This is a genomic window from Microbacterium album (genome assembly GCF_014643695.1).
Lineage (GTDB): Bacteria > Actinomycetota > Actinomycetes > Actinomycetales > Microbacteriaceae > Microbacterium > Microbacterium album.
This window is the reverse complement of record NZ_BMJY01000001.1, coordinates 500,543-521,259: the sequence shown is the minus strand read 5'-3', so window position 1 is coordinate 521,259 and position 20,717 is coordinate 500,543. Positions and strand designations below refer to the sequence as shown.

General features: G+C 71.3%; 17 protein-coding genes and 1 tRNA gene. 11 read left to right on the top strand and 7 right to left on the bottom strand.

What is annotated here, in order from left to right; all coding sequences use genetic code 11:
• Positions 1 to 11: 11 nt before the first annotated feature.
• Both IEX37_RS02600 and aceE read right to left on the bottom strand, forming a co-directional pair.
• Positions 12 to 1,253: a PucR family transcriptional regulator gene (locus IEX37_RS02600; RefSeq protein ID WP_229663020.1), complete on the bottom strand. Its 1,242-nt coding sequence runs from the start codon at positions 1,251 to 1,253 to the stop codon at positions 12 to 14.
• Between the two features lie 8 nt (positions 1,254 to 1,261).
• Positions 1,262 to 3,988, bottom strand: a complete 2,727-nt coding sequence (gene aceE / locus IEX37_RS02595; RefSeq protein ID WP_188754657.1) for a pyruvate dehydrogenase (acetyl-transferring), homodimeric type — start codon at positions 3,986 to 3,988, stop codon at positions 1,262 to 1,264.
• 127 nt (positions 3,989 to 4,115) lie between these two features.
• Here aceE and IEX37_RS02590 point away from each other — a divergent pair, with 127 nt between their 5' ends.
• Positions 4,116 to 4,931, top strand: a complete 816-nt coding sequence (locus IEX37_RS02590; RefSeq protein WP_188754656.1) for an MOSC domain-containing protein — start codon at positions 4,116 to 4,118, stop codon at positions 4,929 to 4,931.
• A gap of 30 nt (positions 4,932 to 4,961) precedes the next feature.
• Here IEX37_RS02590 and IEX37_RS02585 read toward each other — a convergent pair whose 3' ends face one another.
• Positions 4,962 to 7,616, bottom strand: a complete 2,655-nt coding sequence (locus IEX37_RS02585) for a cation-translocating P-type ATPase (RefSeq protein WP_188754655.1) — start codon at positions 7,614 to 7,616, stop codon at positions 4,962 to 4,964.
• A gap of 95 nt (positions 7,617 to 7,711) precedes the next feature.
• Here IEX37_RS02585 and IEX37_RS02580 point away from each other — a divergent pair.
• A tRNA-Val gene (locus IEX37_RS02580) sits at positions 7,712 to 7,784 on the top strand.
• A gap of 156 nt (positions 7,785 to 7,940) precedes the next feature.
• Here the strand turns inward: IEX37_RS02580 and IEX37_RS02575 are convergent.
• Complete coding sequence (locus IEX37_RS02575) at positions 7,941 to 8,429, bottom strand: VOC family protein (RefSeq protein WP_188754654.1); 489 nt, start codon at positions 8,427 to 8,429, stop codon at positions 7,941 to 7,943.
• A gap of 78 nt (positions 8,430 to 8,507) precedes the next feature.
• Between IEX37_RS02575 and IEX37_RS02570 the strand changes: the two genes are divergently transcribed.
• The 6 genes from IEX37_RS02570 to IEX37_RS02545 all read left to right on the top strand — a co-directional run bounded on the left by IEX37_RS02570 (position 8,508) and on the right by IEX37_RS02545 (position 13,498).
• A complete protein-coding gene (locus IEX37_RS02570) occupies positions 8,508 to 9,308 on the top strand; it encodes a helix-turn-helix domain-containing protein (protein WP_188754653.1) in 801 nt (266 codons plus the stop codon).
• A gap of 228 nt (positions 9,309 to 9,536) precedes the next feature.
• A complete protein-coding gene (gene cutA, locus IEX37_RS02565; RefSeq protein ID WP_229663019.1) occupies positions 9,537 to 9,767 on the top strand; it encodes a divalent-cation tolerance protein CutA in 231 nt (76 codons plus the stop codon).
• 157 nt (positions 9,768 to 9,924) lie between these two features.
• The gene (locus IEX37_RS02560; protein WP_188754652.1) at positions 9,925 to 10,845 is read left to right on the top strand and encodes an ABC transporter ATP-binding protein; all 921 of its coding nucleotides are present in this window, start codon (positions 9,925 to 9,927) and stop codon (positions 10,843 to 10,845) included.
• The gene (locus tag IEX37_RS02555) at positions 10,845 to 11,585 is read left to right on the top strand and encodes an ABC transporter permease (protein ID WP_188754651.1); all 741 of its coding nucleotides are present in this window, start codon (positions 10,845 to 10,847) and stop codon (positions 11,583 to 11,585) included. Before IEX37_RS02560 ends, IEX37_RS02555 begins: the two co-directional genes overlap by 1 nt.
• 3 nt (positions 11,586 to 11,588) lie before the next feature.
• On the top strand, positions 11,589 to 12,863 hold the full coding sequence (locus tag IEX37_RS02550) for a sensor histidine kinase (RefSeq protein WP_188754650.1): 1,275 nt from the start codon (positions 11,589 to 11,591) through the stop codon (positions 12,861 to 12,863).
• Positions 12,860 to 13,498, top strand: coding sequence for a response regulator (locus IEX37_RS02545; RefSeq protein WP_188754649.1), 639 nt, complete (start codon positions 12,860 to 12,862; stop codon positions 13,496 to 13,498). Before IEX37_RS02550 ends, IEX37_RS02545 begins: the two co-directional genes overlap by 4 nt.
• A 16-nt stretch (positions 13,499 to 13,514) precedes the next feature.
• On the opposite strand, the gene IEX37_RS02540 is transcribed toward IEX37_RS02545, so the two are convergent.
• Positions 13,515 to 14,480: an LLM class F420-dependent oxidoreductase gene (locus tag IEX37_RS02540; protein ID WP_188754648.1), complete on the bottom strand. Its 966-nt coding sequence runs from the start codon at positions 14,478 to 14,480 to the stop codon at positions 13,515 to 13,517.
• Positions 14,481 to 14,640: 160 nt separating this feature from the next.
• On the opposite strand from IEX37_RS02540, the gene IEX37_RS02535 reads away from it, so the two are divergent.
• The 3 genes from IEX37_RS02535 to IEX37_RS02525 are packed head-to-tail and all read left to right on the top strand — an operon-like array spanning position 14,641 to position 17,637.
• Complete coding sequence (locus tag IEX37_RS02535; RefSeq protein WP_188754647.1) at positions 14,641 to 15,390, top strand: zinc ribbon domain-containing protein; 750 nt, start codon at positions 14,641 to 14,643, stop codon at positions 15,388 to 15,390.
• Complete coding sequence (locus IEX37_RS02530) at positions 15,387 to 15,866, top strand: reverse transcriptase-like protein (protein ID WP_229663018.1); 480 nt, start codon at positions 15,387 to 15,389, stop codon at positions 15,864 to 15,866. The genes IEX37_RS02535 and IEX37_RS02530 overlap by 4 nt, the downstream gene beginning before the upstream one ends.
• Before the next feature lie 7 nt (positions 15,867 to 15,873).
• A complete protein-coding gene (locus IEX37_RS02525; protein WP_268236509.1) occupies positions 15,874 to 17,637 on the top strand; it encodes a bifunctional 3'-5' exonuclease/DNA polymerase in 1,764 nt (587 codons plus the stop codon).
• Between the two features lie 27 nt (positions 17,638 to 17,664).
• On the opposite strand, the gene aceB is transcribed toward IEX37_RS02525, so the two are convergent.
• Complete coding sequence (gene aceB / locus IEX37_RS02520) at positions 17,665 to 19,239, bottom strand: malate synthase A (protein ID WP_229663030.1); 1,575 nt, start codon at positions 19,237 to 19,239, stop codon at positions 17,665 to 17,667.
• 165 nt (positions 19,240 to 19,404) lie between these two features.
• Positions 19,405 to 20,715 carry an isocitrate lyase gene (gene aceA / locus IEX37_RS02515; RefSeq protein ID WP_188754644.1) on the bottom strand — a complete coding sequence of 437 codons (1,311 nt, stop codon included), beginning with the start codon at positions 20,713 to 20,715 and terminating at the stop codon, positions 19,405 to 19,407.
• Positions 20,716 to 20,717 lie beyond the last annotated feature (2 nt).

The following is a 20,717-nucleotide window of genomic DNA, read 5'->3' as shown; positions in this document are numbered from 1 at the left end:
GACAGCGGGGCTCAGCGCGCGGCACCCTCGCGAGGCCGGCGCACCGCCGCGCGCCGACGGGCCACGTCGGCCGACCCGATCGACCCGAGGATGAGCGCCGTCTGGAGGATGAGCGCCTCGCGGGGCCCGGTGGCATCCCAGCCGATCACGTCGCTCACGCGCTTGAGGCGGTAGCGGACGGTGTTCGGGTGTACGAACAGCTCCCGCGCGGTCGCCTCGAGCGACCGGCCGTTGTCGAGGTAGCTCCACAGCGTCGTGACGAGGTCGGTCGAGTGCGCCTCGAGCGGCCTGTAGATCCGTTCGACGAGCGTGTGCTTGGCGACCGGATCTCCGGCGAGGGCGCGCTCGGGCAGCAGGTCGTCGGCCTCGACAGGCCGAGGGGCGTGCCGCCAGCCGCGCGCCACGGCGAACCCGGCGAGAGCCGCCCGGGCGCTCTGGCTCGCGTCGACCAGCGCGGGGACCGTGGGCCCCAACACGAGGTATCCGTCCCCGAAGGAGGGCTCGAGGTGGCGGGCGATGTCGCCGAAGGGCAGCGCGTCCGCGTCGGGCTCCTCGCCGCCCGCGACCTGGGCGCGGCCGATCACGACGACCAGCCGCGATCCCTGCACGCCGATGAGCACGTCCACGCCGAGCTTGCGGGCGGTGCGGCGCACCTGGTCGACGTCGAACTGCGGCGGCGTCGTGCCCACGAGCACGCAGACCTCGCCGTGACCGTGCCACCCGAGGGCCGCGATCCTGCTCGGCAGCTCCTCGTCGGCTTCGCCGCTCAGGATGGAGTCGACCACGAGCGCCTCGAGTCGCGCGTCCCACAGTCCGCGCGACTCCGCCGCGCGCGCATAGACGTCGGCCGCCGTGAACGCCACCTCGCGGGAGTACAGCAGGATCGCCTCGCGCAGCGGCTCGCTCTTGGCCGCCACGCGCTCCTCCACGACCTCGACCGTGATCCGGATCAGCTGCAGCGTCTGCTGCAGGCTCACGCTCCGCAGCAGCTCACGGGGAGCCGCGGCGAAGATGTCCGCCGCGATCCACGGAGTCGACGTCGGATCGTCGTACCACTGGATGAAGGATGTGATGCCGGCCTGGGCGACGAGACCGACCGCTGAGCGCCGTGCGGGTGGCATGTCGGCGTACCACGGGAGGGACTCCTCGAGACGCGTCGTCGTCGCCGTCGCCAGATCCCCCGAGATCCGACGGAGCCACGCGAGCGTCGCGGCTTTGTCGAGCGGGGCTGCGGCGTCCTGCCCGTCCGCCACGCCGGCTCTCAGCTCTCGCCGCCGGCGTTGCCCGAGGTGCCGGCGTTCACGTCGTGCAGTCGGTACTTCTCGATCGCCTGCGCGACCACGGAACGGTCGACCGCGCCCTCCTCGGCGAGCGAGAGCAACGCGCGCACGGCCACCGAGGGGCCGTCGATCTTGAAGTGCCGGCGCGCGGCCGCGCGCGTGTCCGAGAAGCCGAAGCCCTCGGCCCCGAGCGTGGCGAAGCGCTGCGGCACCCACGGCCGGATCTGGTCCTGCACGGCGTGCATGAAGTCGCTGACGGCCACCACGGGGCCTTCCGCGTCCTGCAGCTTACGCGTCACGTAGGGGACGACCGGCTCCTCGTCCGGGTGCAGGAAGTTGTGCTCGTCGGCGGCCAGCCCGTCGCGGCGCAGCTCGGTCCAGCTCGTGACCGACCACACGTCGGCGATCACGCCCCAGTCCTTCTTGAGCAGCTCCTGCGCCTCGAGCGCCCACGGCACGCCGACGCCCGAGGCGAGCAGCTGCGTGCGGGGGCCGTCGCCGTTGCCCTCCGAGACGCGGTGGATGCCGCGCACGATGCCCTCGACGTCGACGTTCTCCGGCTCGGCCGGCTGCACCAGGGGCTCGTTGTACACCGTGATGTAGTACATGACGTCGGGGTCCTCGTGCTGGCCCCCGTACATCCGCTCGATGCCGGACTGCACGATATGTGCGATCTCGTACCCGTAGGCCGGGTCGTACGACACGGTGGCGGGGTTGGTCGACGCGAGGAGGTGCGAGTGCCCGTCGGCGTGCTGGAGGCCCTCACCGGTGAGCGTGGTGCGGCCGGCGGTGGCGCCGATGATGAAGCCGCGCGCCATCTGGTCGCCCGCGGCCCACTGGGCGTCGCCGGTGCGCTGGAAGCCGAACATCGAGTAGAAGATGTAGATCGGGATCAGCGGCTCGCCGTGCGTGGAGTACGACGTCCCGGTGCCGGTGAAGGCGGCGACGGCGCCGGCCTCGTTGATGCCGACGTGCAGGATCTGTCCCTGCGGGCTCTCCTTGTAGGCCAGGAGCAGCTCGCGGTCGACGGAGACGTAGTTCTGCCCGTGCGGGTTGTAGATCTTCGCGGTCGGGAAGTACGAGTCCATGCCGAACGTGCGGGCCTCGTCGGGGATGATCGGCACGATCCGGTTGCCGAAGCCCTTCACGCGCAGCAGGTCCTTCACGAGGCGCACGAACGCCATCGTGGTCGCGACCTCCTGCGTGCCCGAGCCCTTCTTCGGGAGGGCGTAGTCCTTGTCCTCCGGCAGCGGGATCTGGGTGTACTTGCTGCGCCGCTCCGGCAGGAATCCGCCGAGCGCGCGGCGCCGCTCGAGCATGTACTGGATCGTCTCGTCCTCGGGGCCGGGGTGGTAGTACGGCGGACGGTACGGGTCCTCCTCGAGCTGCTTGTCCGTGACCGGGATGTGCATCGTGTCGCGGAACAGCTTGAGGTCGTCCAGCGTCATCTTCTTCATCTGGTGCGTCGCGTTGCGCCCCTCGAAGTGCGGCCCGAGGCCGTAGCCCTTGATCGTGTGGGCGAGGATGACGGTCGGCTGGCCCTTGTGCTCCTGGGCCGCCTTGAACGCCGCGTACACCTTGCGGTAGTCGTGGCCGCCGCGGCGCAGGTTCCAGATCTGCTCGTCGGTGTAGTCCTTGACGAGCTCGAGGGCGCGCGGGTCGCGTCCGAAGAAGTTCTCGCGCACGAACGCGCCCGACTCGGCCTTGTACGTCTGGAAGTCGCCGTCGGGCGTGACGTTCATCAGGTTGAGCAGGGCCCCGTCGGTGTCCCGGGCGAGCAGGTCGTCCCACTCGCGGCCCCAGATGACCTTGATGACGTGCCAGCCGGCGCCGCGGAAGAAGCTCTCCAGCTCCTGGATGATCTTGCCGTTGCCGCGCACGGGGCCGTCGAGGCGCTGCAGGTTGCAGTTGACGACGAACGTGAGGTTGTCGAGGCCCTCGTTGGCGGCGACCTGCAGCTGTCCGCGGCTCTCGACCTCGTCCATCTCGCCGTCGCCGAGGAACGCCCAGACGTGGCTGTCGCCGACGTCCTTGATGCCGCGGTCGGTGAGGTAGCGGTTGGTCATCGCCTGGTAGATCGCGTTGATGGGGCCGAGGCCCATCGACACGGTCGGGAACTGCCAGAACTCGGGCATGAGCCGCGGGTGCGGGTACGACGGGATGCCGTTCGGGGCTGCCGACTTCTCCTGGCGGAAGCCGTCGAGCTGCGCCTCGGAGAGGCGGCCCTCGAGGAAGGCGCGCGCGTACGGGCCGGGCGAGGCGTGGCCCTGGATGAAGATCTGGTCACCGCCGGAGGGGTGGTCCAGGCCGCGGAAGAAGTGGTTGAAGCCGACCTCGTACAGCGACGCGGACGAGGCGTAGGTCGAGATGTGACCGCCGACCCCGATGCCGGGGCGCTGGGCGCGATGCACCGTGAGCGCGGCATTCCAGCGGATCCACGAGCGGTAGCGGCGCTCGAGTTCCTCGTCACCGGGGAAGTCGGGCTCGTCCTCGGGGGCGATGGTGTTGACGTAGTCCGTCGTCGGCACCATCGGTACGCCCAGGTGCAGCTCCTTGGAGCGCTTGAGCAGACTCAGCATGATCTCGCGGCCCCGCTGGTGCCCCTTGGCCCCGACGAGTTCGTCGAGCGACTGCTGCCATTCGCTGGTCTCCTCGGGATCACTGTCGAGCGGTCCCTGCGAGTACGGATCCTGGTCGTGAACAGCCACCAGACGCCCTTTCGTCGAGCGGGGCAGGTCATGCCTCGCGAACGTGCTGCGCGTGCGGCGACGTGTTCCGGGCGCGCACGCTGATCGTCCTTCAGCCTAGCCGCCTCGGGCAGGGCAGGATGGAGCCGTGCCTCACGTCTCGGCCCTCTACAGGTATCCCGTGAAGGGCTTCACGCCCGAGCGCCGCGACGCGCTGGAGGTGGGCGACGACGGGCGCATCCTCGGCGACCGCGTGCTGGCGTTCCGGTTCGCGAACGCCGCGAAGCCCGAGGAGCGGGACGGCCTCGACTACTGGCCGAAGAGCCGGGGGCTCGCGCTGATGGACTTCCCCTCGCTGGCGCGGCTGCAGCTGACGTGGGACGGTGCCGCGAAGCGCATGAGCGTTACGCTCGAGGGCGAGCCGCTGGTCGAGGCCGGCATCGACCACGCCGGGCGGCGCCGCCTGTGCGACGCCGTCGCCTCCTACGTGCTGGGCAGCTCGGACGGGGACCGGCTGCGCGGTGAGGGACGTCTGCCGCTCGAGCTGGTGGGTGACGGCGAGACCTCTCGCTTCCAGGACCGACCGCGCGGCTTCGTGTCACTGCACGGGAGCGCCTCCGTGGCCGCGCTCGACGGCGCCGTCGCCGCGCCCGTCGACGACCGCCGCTTCCGCTCCAACGTGGTGATCGAGGGGCTCGGACCGTGGGAGGAGCTCGGCTGGTCGGGACGCGTGCGGATCGGCGAGGTGGTCTTCACGGTGCAGCAGTCGATCGGTCGCTGCCTCGCGGTGCACGCGAACCCGGACACGGGGGAGCGCGACGCGCGCCTCCTGCCGACCCTGACGCGCGAGTTCGGTCAGGACGCGCCGACGCTCGGCATCCTGCTGCTCCCGGTCGGACGTGGCGGGACGGTGCGCGTCGGCGACGAGGTGCGCATCGGCGACGCGCTCACGGCGGCTCAGTAGCGGCGGGGCCGAAACCCGCCGTCGCGTCGGTCAGGCACGTGCGCCCGCCGGACGCGTCCGCACACGGCGGCGGGCGGCCAGCCGGCGGATCAGCTTGTCGGCCTCGACCAGCACGAGCACGCTCGAGGCGATGAGAGCCAGCACCGCCCATTCCACAGGGGCGAGGGAGGTCAGTCCGAGGAGGCCCGCAGCGGGAGGCCATGCCATGACCGCCCACAGCAGCACGATCGCGCCGATCGACGTGGCCAGCAGCACCTTGTTGCGGAACGGGTTCAGGAACAGCAGCGAGCGGTGCTCGGCGCGCGCGTTGCCCACCTGGAAGAAGTTGAGCAGCACGAACACCGCCATGGCGAGCGACCGCGCGTGATCGAGCGGGTAGTCGTTGCGCAGCGCCCAGTCGAACACCAGGAGCACGATCAGGCCCATCCAGATGCCGGTGATCACGGTCCGGAACCAGAGCACGCGCGAGAGGATGCCCTCGGTGCGGGCGCGCGGCGGACGGCGCAGCTCGTCGCCTTCCGCGGGCTCGAGAGCGAGCGCGATGTCCTGGATGCCGCTGGTGACCAGGTTGATCCAGAGGATCTGGACCGGCAGGAACAGCAGCGGCTGTTCGAGCAGGACGTTCAGGGAGATGCACAGCAGCCCGGCGACGGCCGTCGACAGCAGGAAGAAGGTCGCTTTCCGGATCGCCGCGAAGGTCACCCGGCCCTGTTCGACCGCGTCGACGATCGTGACGAAGTTGTCGTCCGTCAGCACGATGTCCGCGGCCTCGCGAGCGGCGTCGGTGCCTGAGGCGCCCATCGCGACGCCGATCGACGCGGACTTGAGCGCGGGCGCGTCGTTGACGCCGTCGCCGGTCACCGCGACCACCTCTCCGCGGCCCTGCAGCGCCTTCACGATGCGGAGCTTGTCGCGGGGCGCGACACGCGCGGCCACGCCCGTCTCCTCGAGTCGCGCCGCCAGCATGCGGTCGTCCAGCGTCGCCATCTCGGCGCCCGTGAGGGCGCGCCCTCCGGTGTCGATGCCCAGGCGGTGCGCGATGGCCTCCGCGGTCGTGGGGTGGTCGCCCGTGACCATCTTGACCGCGATGCCCGCGCGCCGGCAGTTCGCGACGGCTTCGGCGACGCCTTCGCGCGGCGGGTCCGTCATGGCCTGGAGTCCCTGCAGGATCAGCCCCGACGGTGCGGGGAGCGGCTCCGCGATGGGCGTGTCCGCGTCGAGGACGCGGGATGCGACCGCGATGACGCGGAGCCCGCCGGTCGCGAAGCGCTCGTTGACCGCGCCGAGGATCTCGGGGTCGAGCGGGATCGGGCCCTCCGCGGTCGCGATCCGATCCGACATGCCGGCGACGACGTCGGGCGAGCCCTTCACGTACAGCACCCTGCGGCCGTCGGCATCACGCACCACCGTCTGCGAGTACCGCAGGGCTGGCTCGTAGGGCATGTGCGCCACCGGCGGGGCGGCCCGCTCGCGCGGGGACACCGCCTCGGCGTCCAGGGCGACCGTCGCCATCGCGACGTCCACCGCATCGCCGTGGAGCACGCCGTCCGCGCCCGGCGACGCCTCGTTCGTGAGCGCGCCTCCCCGCAGCAGTTCGCGCGCGACGGGGCCGGTGCATCGGTCCGCGGGTCCCTCGTCGTCGAGCGTCCAGAGCTGCTCGACGGTCAGTCGGTTCTGGGTCAGCGTCCCGGTCTTGTCCGAGGCGATCACGGTGGTCGAACCGAGCGTCTCGACCGACGGAAGCGTGCGCACGATCGCGCCGCGTCGCGCCATCCGCGACACCCCGACGCTCATCGCGACCGTGAGGATGATCGGCAGCGACTCCGGGATGCTGGCGACCACGAGAGCGACCCCCACCCGGAACATGTCCTCGAGCGAATAGCCCGTGACCAGACCGGTCGCGAACACGAAGGCGACCGCGACGAGAACCGCGATCCCGATGCGGCGTTCGAGGCTGTGCGTCAGGAGCTGCAGGGGAGTGGTGGGAGCGGGGCCGCGTGTGAGCTCCGTGATCTCCCCGAGCTCGGTGTCGAGCCCCGTCGCGACGACCAGTCCGACGCCGCGCCCGCTCGTCACGAGCGTGCCGCTGAACGCCATGCTCCGCTTCTCCGCGATGGCCGCGTCGGCCGCGACCGCCGGCGCGCTCTTGTGGACCGGGACCGTCTCGCCCGTGAACATCGACTCGTCGACCAGGAGCGCGTTCGCCTCGAGCAGGCGCAGGTCGGCGGGCACGCGCTCTCCGCTCTCCAGGAGCACGATGTCTCCCGGCACGAGCTCGGCGCTCGGCACGACGGTGGTCGCCCCGGAGCGTCGCACGTGCGCCGTGTCGCCGGCGAGCGACTGCAGCGCGCGCACATCCCGCTCGGCCTTCCGCTCCTGCCAGAAGCCCAGTGCCCCGTTGAGGATCAGCACGATGACGATCGCCCCCGTGTCGACCCAGTGACGCTGGAACGCCGTGATCACCGCGGCCACCGACAGGATCGCGATGAGCGGGCTGACGAACTGCCGTGCCAGCACGCGCCACCAGGGCGTGGGCGGGGCGGTGGGAAGCGTGTTCCGCCCGAAGCGCTCGAGTCGCTCCTCGACGTCGACCGGTTCGAGCCCTGCCTCGCTCGAACTCAGGCGCGCCAGCGCATCTTCGGCGGGTAGGGCATGCCACGCGGGGGACGTGGAGGTTTTCGTCATGCGAGCCTCTCGACGAGCGTGGTCGCACATTATCGCGGTCGCCGCGGGTCGCGCCACGCGCGGCGAAGCGACCGCCACGCATAGACTCGGGGCGAGGGCCTTTAGCTCAGCTGGTAGAGCGCCACGTTTACACCGTGGATGTCGTCGGTTCGATCCCGGCAGGGCCCACGAGATCGGCGTTGTTCGAACCGCCGACACCACCGGAGTGAATGCCAGTGGGGTCTCTGTCCGCCTGACGGCGTAACGTGGTGGCCTCGACCTACGGGTTGCATATGGTGTTGCACTCACCGCGCCAGCAGCGCAACAGACACGCTGACGTCCGCCTCACTGCCGGTTGGCGGCCCACTCGGCGACACGGCGGGTGCTCTCCTCCTCAGACAAGTCTTCAACGCGGGTCATGATCGACCAGCGGATGCCGAACGGATCGCGGATGGAAGCGTAACGATCCCCGGAAACGAAATCAGCTACGGGCTCGCGGATGATTGCTCCGGCTTCCTCTGCTGCCGCAACGACGGCGTCCACGTCGTGCACGTACAGGCCCAGGGAGTAGCAGTCGTCGTCCCCGGCAGGCGGAGCGACGAGGTTGTAGTCCGGCATCGGCTCCCCGAGCTGGAGCTGACCGTGCCCGAAGTCGAGCACAGCGTGCACCACCATCCCGCCCATCTCGGTCACATCGACCACGCGCGCGTGGAACACGTCGCGGTAGAAGCCGATCGCGTCACCGGCGCTCGGGATCGCGAGGAACGGGGTGATACTGCTGGCACCCTTGGGGGTCCCGTGGACGGTGTGCTCTCCATGTGCTGCTGTTGCCATGACGCCGAACCTACGGCCCTCACCGCTGACGGTGCTTGTAGATTCGCGCCACATTCCGAGCAGATAAAGTACGGTGCCATGTCCGACACTTCGGCGGCATCGCGCGGGGTGCTGTATCCGGCCCGGCTGCCGACTTTCCACCGGGAGCCTGTAACCGCCGAGCTGGCGGTCTTCGTGCGCTGGTTTTGGGTTCCCGAGTGGAACATCGACCCAGGTCGCACCTCCCGCCAGCATGTGATCGGGTTCCCTGCCTGCAACCTCGTGGTGGAGAACGCCATGACGGGACTCTCTGGCCCGACGAGTCGCGCTTCCTACCGCGACCTGACCGGCAAGGGCTGGGCGGTCGGCGCGCTGCTACGACCCGCCGCCGTACCGGCGATAGTCGGTGACCCGGCGGCACTGCGTGATGCCTACCGGCAAGTCGACCAGCCCGAGCTTGCCACCTCCGTCCGAGCGGTCATGAATGCAGATACCTCGTTTGAGGAGCGCCGCGTTGCCGCAATCGCGGCCTTCACCGAATGGCTGAGTGACCGACTGGTTGCGCCCAGTGAGGAAGGTCTGCTCGCCAACCGGATGGTTGAGGTTGCCGAGACCGACCCGAGTGTGCTGAGCGTAGGCGACCTTGCCGCACGTCTGGATGTTTCGACTCGCACCCTGCAACGGCTCGCAGCCAAGTACGTCGGCCTCCCACCTCTCGCTTTGATCCGCCGCCGTCGACTTCAAGAAGCCGCCGAACGGCTCCGCCACAAGCCCGACCTCGACCTGACCGCGCTTGCTCACGAACTCGGATACGTCGACCACGCTCACCTGAGCAACAACTTTCGCGCCGTCCTCGGCTTTAATCCCAGTGCCTACCGGCACTCAGTATCCGCAACGTAAGCGCCGAGCCCCGTTGGGCAGCGTGAACGATTCGCCACTCTGGGCCCAGGTCGGTCCCCGATTGCGGGAACACCGCCACGGAAGTCGATCCGGGGGTTGACCGCGACGTGGCGCGGTCCGTCAGGCTGGTGTCATGGACCACCGTTTCGTGACCGTTCAGACGACGACGGCGCGGGTCGAGGACGCGGAGGCTCTGGGCGCCGCCGTGCTGGACGCCCGCCTCGCCGCGTGCTGCAGATCGCCGAGGTCCGGAGCCTCTACCGCTGGGACGGCGCCGTGCAGAACGACCGTGAGCAGCTCGTGACGTGCAAGACCACGGCGGCTGCGGTGCCGGCGCTCCGAGACCTGATCCTCCGCATGCACCCTTACGAAGAGCCCGAGTTCATCGTCCAGCCGATCGTGGACGGCAGCGACGGCTACCTCGCCTGGATCGAAACCGAGACCGCGCCGGGGCCGTAGCCGGCGCGGCGCGACGAGGGCGTCTGCCGCTCGGAGCCGTGGTGCACCGCGCCGCGCGCATCAGCCGATCGGTGGATGCGGCGATCCACCGTGACGCGCGGTGGATGTGACCGCCCAGGGGATTCGCCCGTGGGGGGTCGGCGGCCAGACTCGGGCCATGGCGATCATCGAGGTGGACGGGCTCACGAAGCGGTACGGGAGGCGCACGATCCTCGACGGCGTCGATCTCGCCGTCGAGCCGGGCGAGATCTTCGGGATTCTCGGTCCGAACGGGGCCGGGAAGACGACGACCGTGGAGTGCATCGAGGGGTTGCGCACGCCGGACAGCGGCCGGATCCGGGTCGACGGCCTCGATCCGGCGCGGGACGAGCGGCAGCTCCGGCAGATCCTCGGCGTGCAGCTGCAGGAGAGCGAACTGCCGCCCAAGCTGCGCGTCGGGGAGGCGCTCGCGCTGTACAGCTCCTTCTACGGGGACCCAGTCGACTGGCGTGAGCTGGTCGCGGGGTTGCGCCTGTCAGACAGGCTCGGCACGCCGTTCCGGCGGCTCTCCGGAGGGCAGAAGCAGCGAGTGTCGGTCGCGCTCGCGCTCGTGGGCCGGCCGAAGGTGGTCGTGCTCGACGAGCTCACGACGGGGCTGGATCCGCAGTCGCGCCGCGACGTGCGGGGCCTCATCGAGGGGATCCGAGAGCGCGGGGTGACGGTGCTCCTGGTGTCGCACTTCATGGAGGAGGCCGAGCGGCTGTGCGACCGGCTCGCGGTCATCGACCGGGGCCGGGTCGTCGCCTCGGGGACCCCCTCGGCGCTGATCAGTCGCGTCGGCGCTCCCCAGCGGCTGCGCTTCCGCACCTCACGCCCGTTCGCGCTCGAGATCCTGCGGGCGCTGCCCGACGTGGCGTCGGTCGAGGAGTGGGGAGGGCACGTCCGGGTCACGGGCGCGGACGGCATCCTGCACCGTGTGACGGCAGCCCTCGCCGACGCGGGCGTCCAGGCCGAGGAGCTCTCCGTGGGGCGGGCGACGCTCGACGACGCGTTCCTCGCCCTCACCGGTCGGTCCCCGTCCGAGGGGAGCGAGTCCTGATGCCCGTGCTGCTGCGATTGGCGCTCACCGAGGCCAAGCTCTTCTTCCGAGAGCCGATGACGTGGATCTTCGCTCTCGCGGTGCCGCCCCTCCTGCTGATCGTCTTCGGCGCGATCCCGGCGTTCCGCGAGGCCGACCCCGCTCTCGGCGGCCTGCGCGTGATCGATCTGTACGCGCCCATCCTGGTCGCTGTCGGCGTGACGATCCTGGCGGTCTACAGCCTGCCCCAGCAGTTCGCCGGATACCGCGAGAGGGGAGTGCTGCGGCGCATGCGCACCACGCCGGTTCGTCCGCCGGCCCTGCTGGGCGCGTTGCTGCTCCTGTTCACGGCACTCGGCGTGTGCACGCTGGCGCTCGTCCTCGTGCTGGCCCGGCTGGCGTACGGTGTGCCGCTGCCCGCCGCACCCCTCGCCTACGCCAGCGCGTACCTCCTCACGGTACTGGCGCTGTTCTCCCTCGGGCTGCTCGTGGCGGCGCTGGCGCCGAGCGCGACGAGCGCGAGCGCGGTCGGTCTCGTGCTGTTCTTCTCGCTCGCCTTCTTCGGGGGGCTGTGGATCCCGCGCGACCGGATGAGCGATGTCCTGCGCGCGGCGAGCGACCTGACGCCCGTCGGTGCCGGCGTGCAATCATTGCAGGACGCCGCCGCGGGCGGCTGGCCGTCGCTGCTGAGCATCCTCGTTCTGATGGGATGGACGATCGTGGCCGGTGGATCGGCCGCGCGGTTGTTCCGGTGGGAGTAGCGGATGAGCGTCCAGGCGGGGCTGCACGAGGAATCCGTGCGGCGCGAACGCCGGGAGCTGCTCTTCTACACCGCGCTGCCGTATGCGCTGCTAGCCGGGAGCACGCTGCTGACCCTGCTGCAATGGGTGTGGGGCGCCGATGTCGATCTGCCCCTCGTGCTCGCGCTGACCGCCTTCGCCTCGCTGTGGCTGCTGCTGCCGGCCGTCCTCCGTTCCGGACGGGATCGGGGAGGAGTCGGACCCGGACTCCACTACGCGGGGCTCCTGGCGACGGCCGCGTGGCTCGTCGCGCTCGCGCCGGCGTACGGCATCTTCGCCTTCGTCGGATATGTGCAGGCCTTCCTGTTGCTTCCGGGGCGGTGGCGATACGCCGGGGTCGCCGCGACGTCGTCGATCATGGCCGTGTCGTATGTGGGCGGTCTGGACGTGATCCTCGAAGGGCGGTGGGCGCTCTGGGGCGCGATCACGCTCGTCACGCTCCTGCTGGCCGGCGCGTCGTTCTATTTCGCCGACAGCACCCACCGTCTCGGGCGGCAGCAGAAGCGGGCCCTCGTCGAACTGCACGAGGCGAACACCCGACTGCAGGCGGCGCTGGAGGAGAACGCATCGCTGCACGCGAGGCTGCTGGTGCAGGCCCGGGAAGCGGGCGTCCGTGACGAGCGCCAGCGGCTCGCGCGGGACATCCACGACACGCTCGCGCAGGGGCTGGCGGGGATCCTCACGCAGCTTCAGGCGGCGGAGCAGACGCGCAGCGACGCGGACATGCGGCGCCACATGGCCAACGCGCGGGAGCTCGCACGCGAGAGTCTCGCCGAGGCGAGACGCACCATCCACGCCGTGGAGCCGGAGATGCTGGCGCAGGCCGAGCTTCCCGAGGCCATCGGTGAGGTCGCGCGGAGGTGGGAGGCGCATCACCGCGTGCCCGTGCACCTGACCGTCACCGGCGACGCCCGGCCGATGCACCCGGATGTGGAGTCGGCGCTACTGCGCGCGGCGCAGGAGGCGCTGACGAACGTCGCCAAGCACGCACGTGCGGCGCGGGTCGGCATCACACTGTCGTACATGGACGATCTCGTGACGCTCGATGTCCGCGACGACGGCGTGGGGTTCGACCCCGCGGCCCGTGTGCGCGACGACGGCGCGAGCGGTTTCGGGCTGGCAGGCATGCGCTCTCGCGTGCAGCGGCTCGCGGGTCGTCTCGTCGTCGAGTCCGAGCCCGGCGCGGGAACCGCGGTGTCCGCGGCCGTTCCGGCGATCCCGGCGGGGGCTCCGCGGTGATCTCCGTGCTGGTCGTCGACGACCACCCGGTCGTGCGGGACGGGTTGCGCGGCATGTTCGCGGCCGACACGCGGTTCGCCGTGATCGGCGAGGCGGCGGACGGCGCTTCGGCGGTCTCGGAGGCGGAGCGGCTGAGACCCGATGTCATCCTCATGGATCTGCGAATGCCCCGCATGGACGGCGTCGCAGCGATCCGGGCGCTGGCAGAGCGCGGGATTGCCTCGCACGTGCTCGTGCTGACCACGTACGACACCGACAGCGACGTGCTTCCGGCCATCGAGGCGGGCGCGACCGGCTACCTGCTCAAGGACGCGCCGCGGGAGGAGCTGTTCCGCGCCGTCGAAGCAGCGGCCGGCGGGCAGTCGACTCTCGCGCCGTCGGTGGCGACGCGACTGCTCGGCCAGGTGCGTCGTACCGGGCCGGGGACGCTGACCCAGCGCGAGCGAGAGGTCCTGGAACTCGTCGCGCAGGGCTCGACGAACCGGGAGGCCGCTCAGCGCCTGTTCGTCAGCGAGGCGACCGTCAAGACGCACCTGCTGCACATCTACGCCAAGCTCGAGGTCAACGACCGGGCGGCGGCGGTCGCCGCGGGATTCTCGCGCGGCTACCTTGCGCCCGGCACCCGAAACGACTGACCCGCGCCTGCACAGCTCACAGGGCGCGGAGGCGCTCGAGGAGCGGCCCGGCCGCCTCGCGGAGGAAGTCGTCCTGCCTCTCGTCGCCGATCTGGACGATCGCGATGTCCGTGAAGCCCGCGTCCAGGAAGGGGCGGACCCCCTCGGCGAGCTTGTCGAGATCCGGGCCGCACGGAATCGACGCGGCGACGTCCTGCGGACGAACGAACTGCGTCGCGGCCGCGAAGCCCGCGGGGGTCGGCAGATCGGCGTTGACGGACCAGCCGCCGGCGAACCACCGGAACTGATCGTGCGCGCGGGCGATGGCGGCGTCCTCGTCGGGGTCCCAGGAGACGGGCACCTGACCGATCTTGCGCGATTCGCCTTCGTGGAGCTGGTCCCAGCCCGTCACGAGCTCGGCCTCCGGCTGCACGGCGATGAGGTGGTCGCCGAGCGGCGCGAAGCGCGACAGCGAGCTCTCGCCCGACACCGCCACGCCGATCGGCACGCCGCCGTCCGGGGCGTCCCAGATGCGCGCCGAGTCGACGCGGAAGTAGGCGCCGTCGAACGTGGTCAGCTCACCCGTGTGCAGTTCGCGGATGATCTCGATCGCCTCGGCCAACATCTCCTGACGCGTGTCGACGCCCGGCCACCCCTCGCCGACGACGTGCTCGTTCAGGCTCTCGCCGGAGCCGAGGCCGAGGGTGAACCGGCCCTCCGACAGCAGCTGCAGCGTGGCCGACTTCTGCGCCACCACGGCGGGGTGATAGCGCAGCGTCGGGCACGTGACGTACGTCATGAGCTCGACGCTCGACGTCGCGTGCGCGACCGCCCCCAGCACGGTCCAGGCATACGGGGAGTGGCCCTGGCTCGTGAGCCAGGGCGAGTAGTGATCGCTCGAGACCTCGAAGTCGAAGCCGACATCCTCCGCCTGCTGCGCGTAGCGCACCAGCTCGCGGGGACCGCTCTGCTCGGTCATGAGGGTGTATCCGAAACGCGTCATCGCCAGTCCTCCTGTGCGGTTGTCGTCCGTGGACGGTTCCGACCGTACGGGCCGGCCGACTCGCACGCACAGGGCTTGCGGACGGCACGCGGATGCGCCACGCGGTGCCCTGCGCACCGCGCACACGCCTTCGCGCGGGCCGGGAGGTAGGTTTGGGAGCGTGAAAGCCAGCCCCGCCGAACAGCGCCACCTGCTCGATGTCGCCGACCTCGATCGCCGCCGCGCGCAGGCCGAGGCCACGCGGAAGAACCCGCCCCAGGCCACTCGCGTGCAGGAGCTGATCGCGCAGCGCACGGCCCAGGGTCGTGAGCTCGCGGCGCGAGCGGGCGTGCGCGACGACCTGCGTGCGGAGCTCACGCGGGTCGAGGGCGATGTCGCCGTCGTGGAGGCGCGTCGTGCCCGCGACGCCGAACGGCTCGCCGCCACCTCGAGCCCGAAGGACGCCCAGGGCCTGGAACGCGAGCTCGCGAGCCTGGACCGGCGCCGCAGCGATCTCGAGGACGCCCAGCTCGACCTGATGGAGCGGCTCGAGCAGGCCGAGGCCGCCCTGGCCGAACAGCAGGCGTTACTCGACGAGACGACCTCCGAGGGCCAGCGACTGAGCGCGGAGGCGAAGCAGGTCGTCGCGTCGGCGACGGCCGAGCTCGAGACGATCGCACGCGACCGTGCCGCCGTGGCGGGCAAGGTCGGCGCAGAGCTTCTTGCCCTCTACGACCGACTCGCCGCACGGGGACCCGGAGCGGCGCTGTTCACCCGCGGGATGTGCGGGGGGTGCCACATGGTGCTCGCCGGGAGCGACCTCGCCACATTGCGTGCCACGCCCGAGGACCAGGTGGCCTTCTGCCCGGAATGCGGGTGCATCCTGGTGCGCACGGCCGAGTCCGGCCTCGGCACGGAGTCCGCATCGTGAGCGGCTCCCTCATCGTGGAGGCAGATGGCGGATCGCGCGGAAACCCCGGCATCGCCGCCGGTGGCGCGGTCGTGATCGACCCCGCCACCGGTTCAGTGCTCACCGAGCTGGGCGTGTACGTCGGCATCGCGACGAACAACGTCGCCGAGTACAACGGGATGATCGCCGGCCTCGAGGCCGCGCTCGAGCGCGAGCCCGACGCCGTGCACGTGCGGATGGACTCCAAGCTGGTCGTGGAGCAGATGACGGGCCGCTGGAAGATCAAGCACCCGGACATGCAGGTGCTGGCGCGGCGCGCCCAGGCGCTCATCGCCGGGCGAACGGTCACGTTCGAATGGGTGCCCCGCAACGACAACAGGCTCGCGGACGCCGCCGCGAACGAGTCGATGGACGCCCAGCAGAGCTTCCGGCGTGACCACGATTCCGTCGCTCCCGCCCCGGCGCCCGAGCCCGTGGACGGTGGCTTCCTCTTCTGAGCCGCCGGTGGCGGAGCCACCTTGCCAGACGGGGCGGGCGGAACGGCCGTCGCCGTGGGCGGACGCCGACCGCATCGTGCTGGCCCACGCGCGGGACTCCGGCATCGTCGCGATCGCGCTCGACGGCGCTGACGAACGCGGCCGCCGCCCGCTGACGGCCGGGGAGCTGCCGGCGTGGGTCGCGGCGCGCGAGGCCGATCGCTCCGTCCGGTGGGTGTGGGCGAGCACCGCGCGCTGGTATCCGGTCCTGCTCGCAGCGGGTGTGCGCGTCCAGCGATGCCACGATCTGCGCCTCTCCCACGCGATCCTGCGGGACGCCCGCCCGACGGTGGCGTCACTGCGTGACGAGGCCGCGCGGCCCTGGGATGCGCCGGACGTCGCACCGGCGCCTTCCCAGGGCGAGGTGCTGTTCGAGCTGGACGCACCCGGCGCTCGCAGCCCGCGTGACGACGCTGACGAGGTGCTCGCCGAACTCGCGCGGCAGGACGCGGCGCTCGACGGCGCGCCCGACGCCGGGCGCCTGCGCCTGCTCCTGGCGGCCGAATCAGCCGGCGCGCTGCTCGCGGAGGAGATGCGCGCGGCGGGTGCTCCCTGGGATGCGGCGCATCACGACCGCATCCTCACCGAGACCCTCGGTCCGCGCCGCGCGGGCGGCCTCCCGGAGCGGATGGCGCGGCTTGCCGCCGAGGTGCGGGCAGCGCTCGGCGATCCGACCGTCAGCCTGGACTCCCATCCCCGTCTGCTGCGGGCTCTTCACGCCGCGGGCATCATGGTCGAGTCGACGAGCAAATGGGAGCTCGGCGAGATCTCGCACCCCGCGATCCCGCCGCTCCTGGAGTACAAGCGCCTGTCCCGGCTGCTCACCGCCAACGGTTGGTCCTGGCTGGACGAGTGGGTGCGAGACGGCCGGTTCCGACCGGTCTACGTGCCGGGCGGGGTCGTCACGGGGCGCTGGGCGTCGTCGGGCGGCGGAGCGCTGCAGCTGCCTCGCCAGCTCCGCGGCGCGCTGCGCGCCGATCCCGGGTGGCGCATCGTCGACGCCGACGTCGCCCAGCTGGAACCGCGCGTGCTGGCCGCCATGGCACGCGATGAGCGGATGGCCGAGGCGGCGCGCGGACGCGATCTGTACGCCGGGATCGTGGCGAGCGGCGCCGTCGGCACTCGCGCCGAGGCGAAGCTGGCCGTGCTCGGGGCGATGTACGGCGCGACGACCGGCGACTCGGGACGCCTGGTCCCCAGACTGCGGAACGTCTTCCCGCGCGCCATGGCGCTCGTCGACGACGCGGCCCGCGTGGGGGAGGAGGGCGGCACGGTCTCCACGTGGCTGGGCCGGACGTCGCCGCCGCCCGACGACGGCTGGCGCGCGGCGCAGGCAGCCGCGTCACGCGCAGGTGCCGCGCCGGGGGAGGAGACGCGAGCGCGCCGCATGGCGCGTGATCGGGGCCGCTTCACCCGCAACTTCGTCGTGCAGGGCACGGCGGCGGAGTGGGCCCTGGCGTGGCTCGCGGATCTGCGACTGCGACTCGCGCAGCTGCCGCCCGTGCCGCCGGAGGAGGCCGCCCCGCGATCCGGTCCCGCGTTCGCGCGCCGTGCGCACGTGGCCTTCTTCCTGCACGACGAGGTCATCGTGCACGCCCCCGCCGTGCACGCCGACGCCGCGGCGGAGGCGATGCGTGCCTCCGCCGCGGCGGCCGGGCGGTTGCTGTTCGGTTCGTTCCCGGTCGACTTCCCGCTCGAGCTCACGGTGTCGGAGAGCGCGGCCAAGGATTGATCGGGAACGAGCGGGGAGACGCCGGAGTCAGGCGAGCTCGACGAGGTGCTCGGCGTAGGCCTTCGGGGTGAGGAAGGCGCGGAACGTCTCGCTCAGCGCGACGTCCCGGAAGACCTCGGCGGCCTCGTCGAACCGGTCCCCGTCGGTGCGCGGCGCCTCCGCGAGCACGCGATCGATCAGCGACGACACGTGCTCCCGCGTGATCGGCGTGCCTTCCTCGGTGACCTGCTCCTGCCGGATCCACTGCCAGATCTGCGAGCGGGAGATCTCCGCGGTCGCGGCGTCCTCCATGAGGCCGTCGATCGCGACGGCCCCCACGCCGCGCAACCACGCCTCGATGTAGCGGATCGCGACGGACACGTTGCCGTACACGCCGGCGTCCGTGATCGCGCGGCCGATCCAGAGGTCGAGCAGCTGACGCGGGGTCACGGCGACGTCGTCGCGCCGCCGGTCCACCTGGTGCTGCCGGTCGCCGAGCACGGCGTCGAACTCGGCCCGCGCCACGGGGATCAGGTCGGGGTGAGCGACCCACGTGCCGTCGAAGCCGTCGCCGGCCTCGCGCTTCTTGTCCGCCGCGACGCGCTCCAGCGCCCGTGCGTTCGCCTCCGGATCGCGGCGGCTGGGGATGAAGGCGCTCATGCCGCCGATCGCGTATGCGCCCCGCTTGTGGCAGGTCTTCACGAGCAGCTCGGTGTACGCGCGCATGAAGCCGACGGTCATCGTGACCTCGTTGCGGTCGGGCAGGACGAACCGCGCCCCGCGCCCGCGGTAGGTCTTGATCGCGGAGAAGATGTAGTCCCAGCGCCCCGCGTTCAGGCCCGCGCAGTGATGGCGCAGCTCGTAGAGGATCTCCTCCATCTCGAACGCGGCCGGCAGCGTCTCGATGAGCACGGTCGCGCGGATCGTGCCGTGCGGGATCCCCACGTACTGCTCGGCGAACGTGAACACCTGATCCCACAGCCGCGCCTCCTCCGACGACTCGAGCTTGGGCAGGTAGAAGTACGGCCCGCGTCCGCGCGCGATCAGCTCGGTCGCGTTGTGGAAGAAGTAGAGGCCGAAGTCGACCAGGGAGCCCGACGCCGCCATCGTGCGTCCGTACGCGTCGGTGAAGCGCAGATGGTGCTCCTCGAGGTGCCATCCGCGCGGGCGCATGACGATCGTCGGCGTGCGCTCGGCCGTCACCTCGTACCGCTTGCCGTCGGGGCTCGTGTGGGTGAGCCGCCCGCGGATCGCGTCGCGGAGCGCGAGCTGCCCGCCGATCACGTTCCGCCAGGTGGGGCTCGTGGCATCCTCCTGGTCGGCGAGCCAGACGTCGGCGCCGGAGTTGAGGGCGTTGATCGTCATCCGCGGGTCGGTGGGCCCGGTGATCTCCACACGGCGGTGCTCGAGACCCGGTCCCGGACCCGCGACGCGCCACGTGTCGTCCTCGCGGATGCGCGCGGTGTCGTCACGGAAACGGGGGTCGCGCCCGTTGCCGATCTCGTAGCCGCGGCGGAGGCGGTCGGCGAGCCTGTCGTAGCGGGGGCCCGCGAACAGCTCGTGCAGCTGGGTGAGGAAGGCGAGCGCCTCCGGGGTGAGGATCTCCGCGAAGCGCTCGTGCATGGCGCCGGCGACCTCCAGCGTCGGCAGCGTGCGCTCGGCCAGCCGCGCGTTGACGCGGGATTCGGTCTCGGCGGGGGCGATCTGGGTGATGGTCATGTCTTCTCCTGAACGTCGGTGCGGGAGCGGGATGCGCGCTCTGCTCGCCCTGTCGGCGAGCGCGGCGCGTCAATGGAACTGCTCGGCCTCGGTGGAGCCGACGAGTGCGAGGGTCGCGCTGGAGGGGTTGAGCGCGGTCGACACGTGATCGAAGTAGCCGGTGCCCACCTCGCGCTGGTGCTTGGTGGCGGTGTACCCGTGCGCCTCCGAGGCGAACTCGGCCTCCTGCAGCTCGACGTACGCCGTCATGGCGTTGTCCGCGTAGCCGCGGGCGAGCTCGAACATCGAGTGGTTGAGCGCGTGGAAGCCGGCGAGGGTGATGAACTGGAATCGATACCCCAGCTCCGCCAGCTCCGCCTGGAACGAGGCGATCTCCGCGTCCGACAGCGCCCGGCGCCAGTTGAAGCTGGGGGAGCAGTTGTACGCGAGCATCTTGCCGGGGAACTCCGCGTGGATCGCCGCGGCGAACTCGCGCGCCAGCTCCACGTCGGGCGTGCCGGTCTCGACCCACAGCAGGTCGGCGTACGGCGCGTAGGCGAGTCCACGCGCGATGACGGGGTCGATGCCCGGGCGCACGCGGTAGAAGCCCTCGCTGGTGCGCTCGCCCGTGACGAATCGGCGGTCGCGCTCATCGACGTCGCTCGTGAGAAGGTCGGCGGCGAGGGCGTCGGTGCGCGCGATCTGGATGGTGGGGACGCCGGCGACATCCGCGGCGAGGCGCGCCGCGTTGAGCGTGCGGATGTGCTGCTGCGTCGGCACGAGCACCTTGCCGCCGAGGTGACCGCACTTCTTCTCGCTCGCGAGCTGGTCCTCCCAGTGGATGCCCGCGGCGCCCGCCTGGATCATCCCGTGGGCGAGCTCGTACGCGTTCAGCGGCCCCCCGAAGCCGGCCTCGGCGTCCGCGACGATCGGCGCGAGCCAGTCGCGCGTCGTGCCGCCCTCGGCGTGCTCCAGCTGGTCCTGGCGGAGCAGAGCGTTGTTGATGCGGCGTACGACCGCCGGCACCGAGTTGGCCGGGTAGAGCGACTGGTCGGGGTAGGTCTGACCCGACAGATTCGCGTCGGCGGCCACCTGCCATCCCGACAGGTAGATCGCTCGAAGGCCGGCGCGCACCTGCTGCACCGCCTGGTTTCCGGTGAGGGCGCCGAGCGCTCGTACGGCCTCATCCGAGTTCAGTCGATCCCAGAGCGTCTCCGCGCCGCGACGCGCGAGCGTCGGCTCTTCACGGACCGTGCCCCGCAACCGGATGACGTCCTCCGCCGTGTAGTCGCGGCGGATGCCGTTCCAGCGCGGGTCCGCGCTCCACTCGAGGCGCAGGTCCTCTGCGGTTTGCGTCTGATCGCCGGGGCGGGTGGCGCGGGGCTCAGCGGGGGTGCTCATCG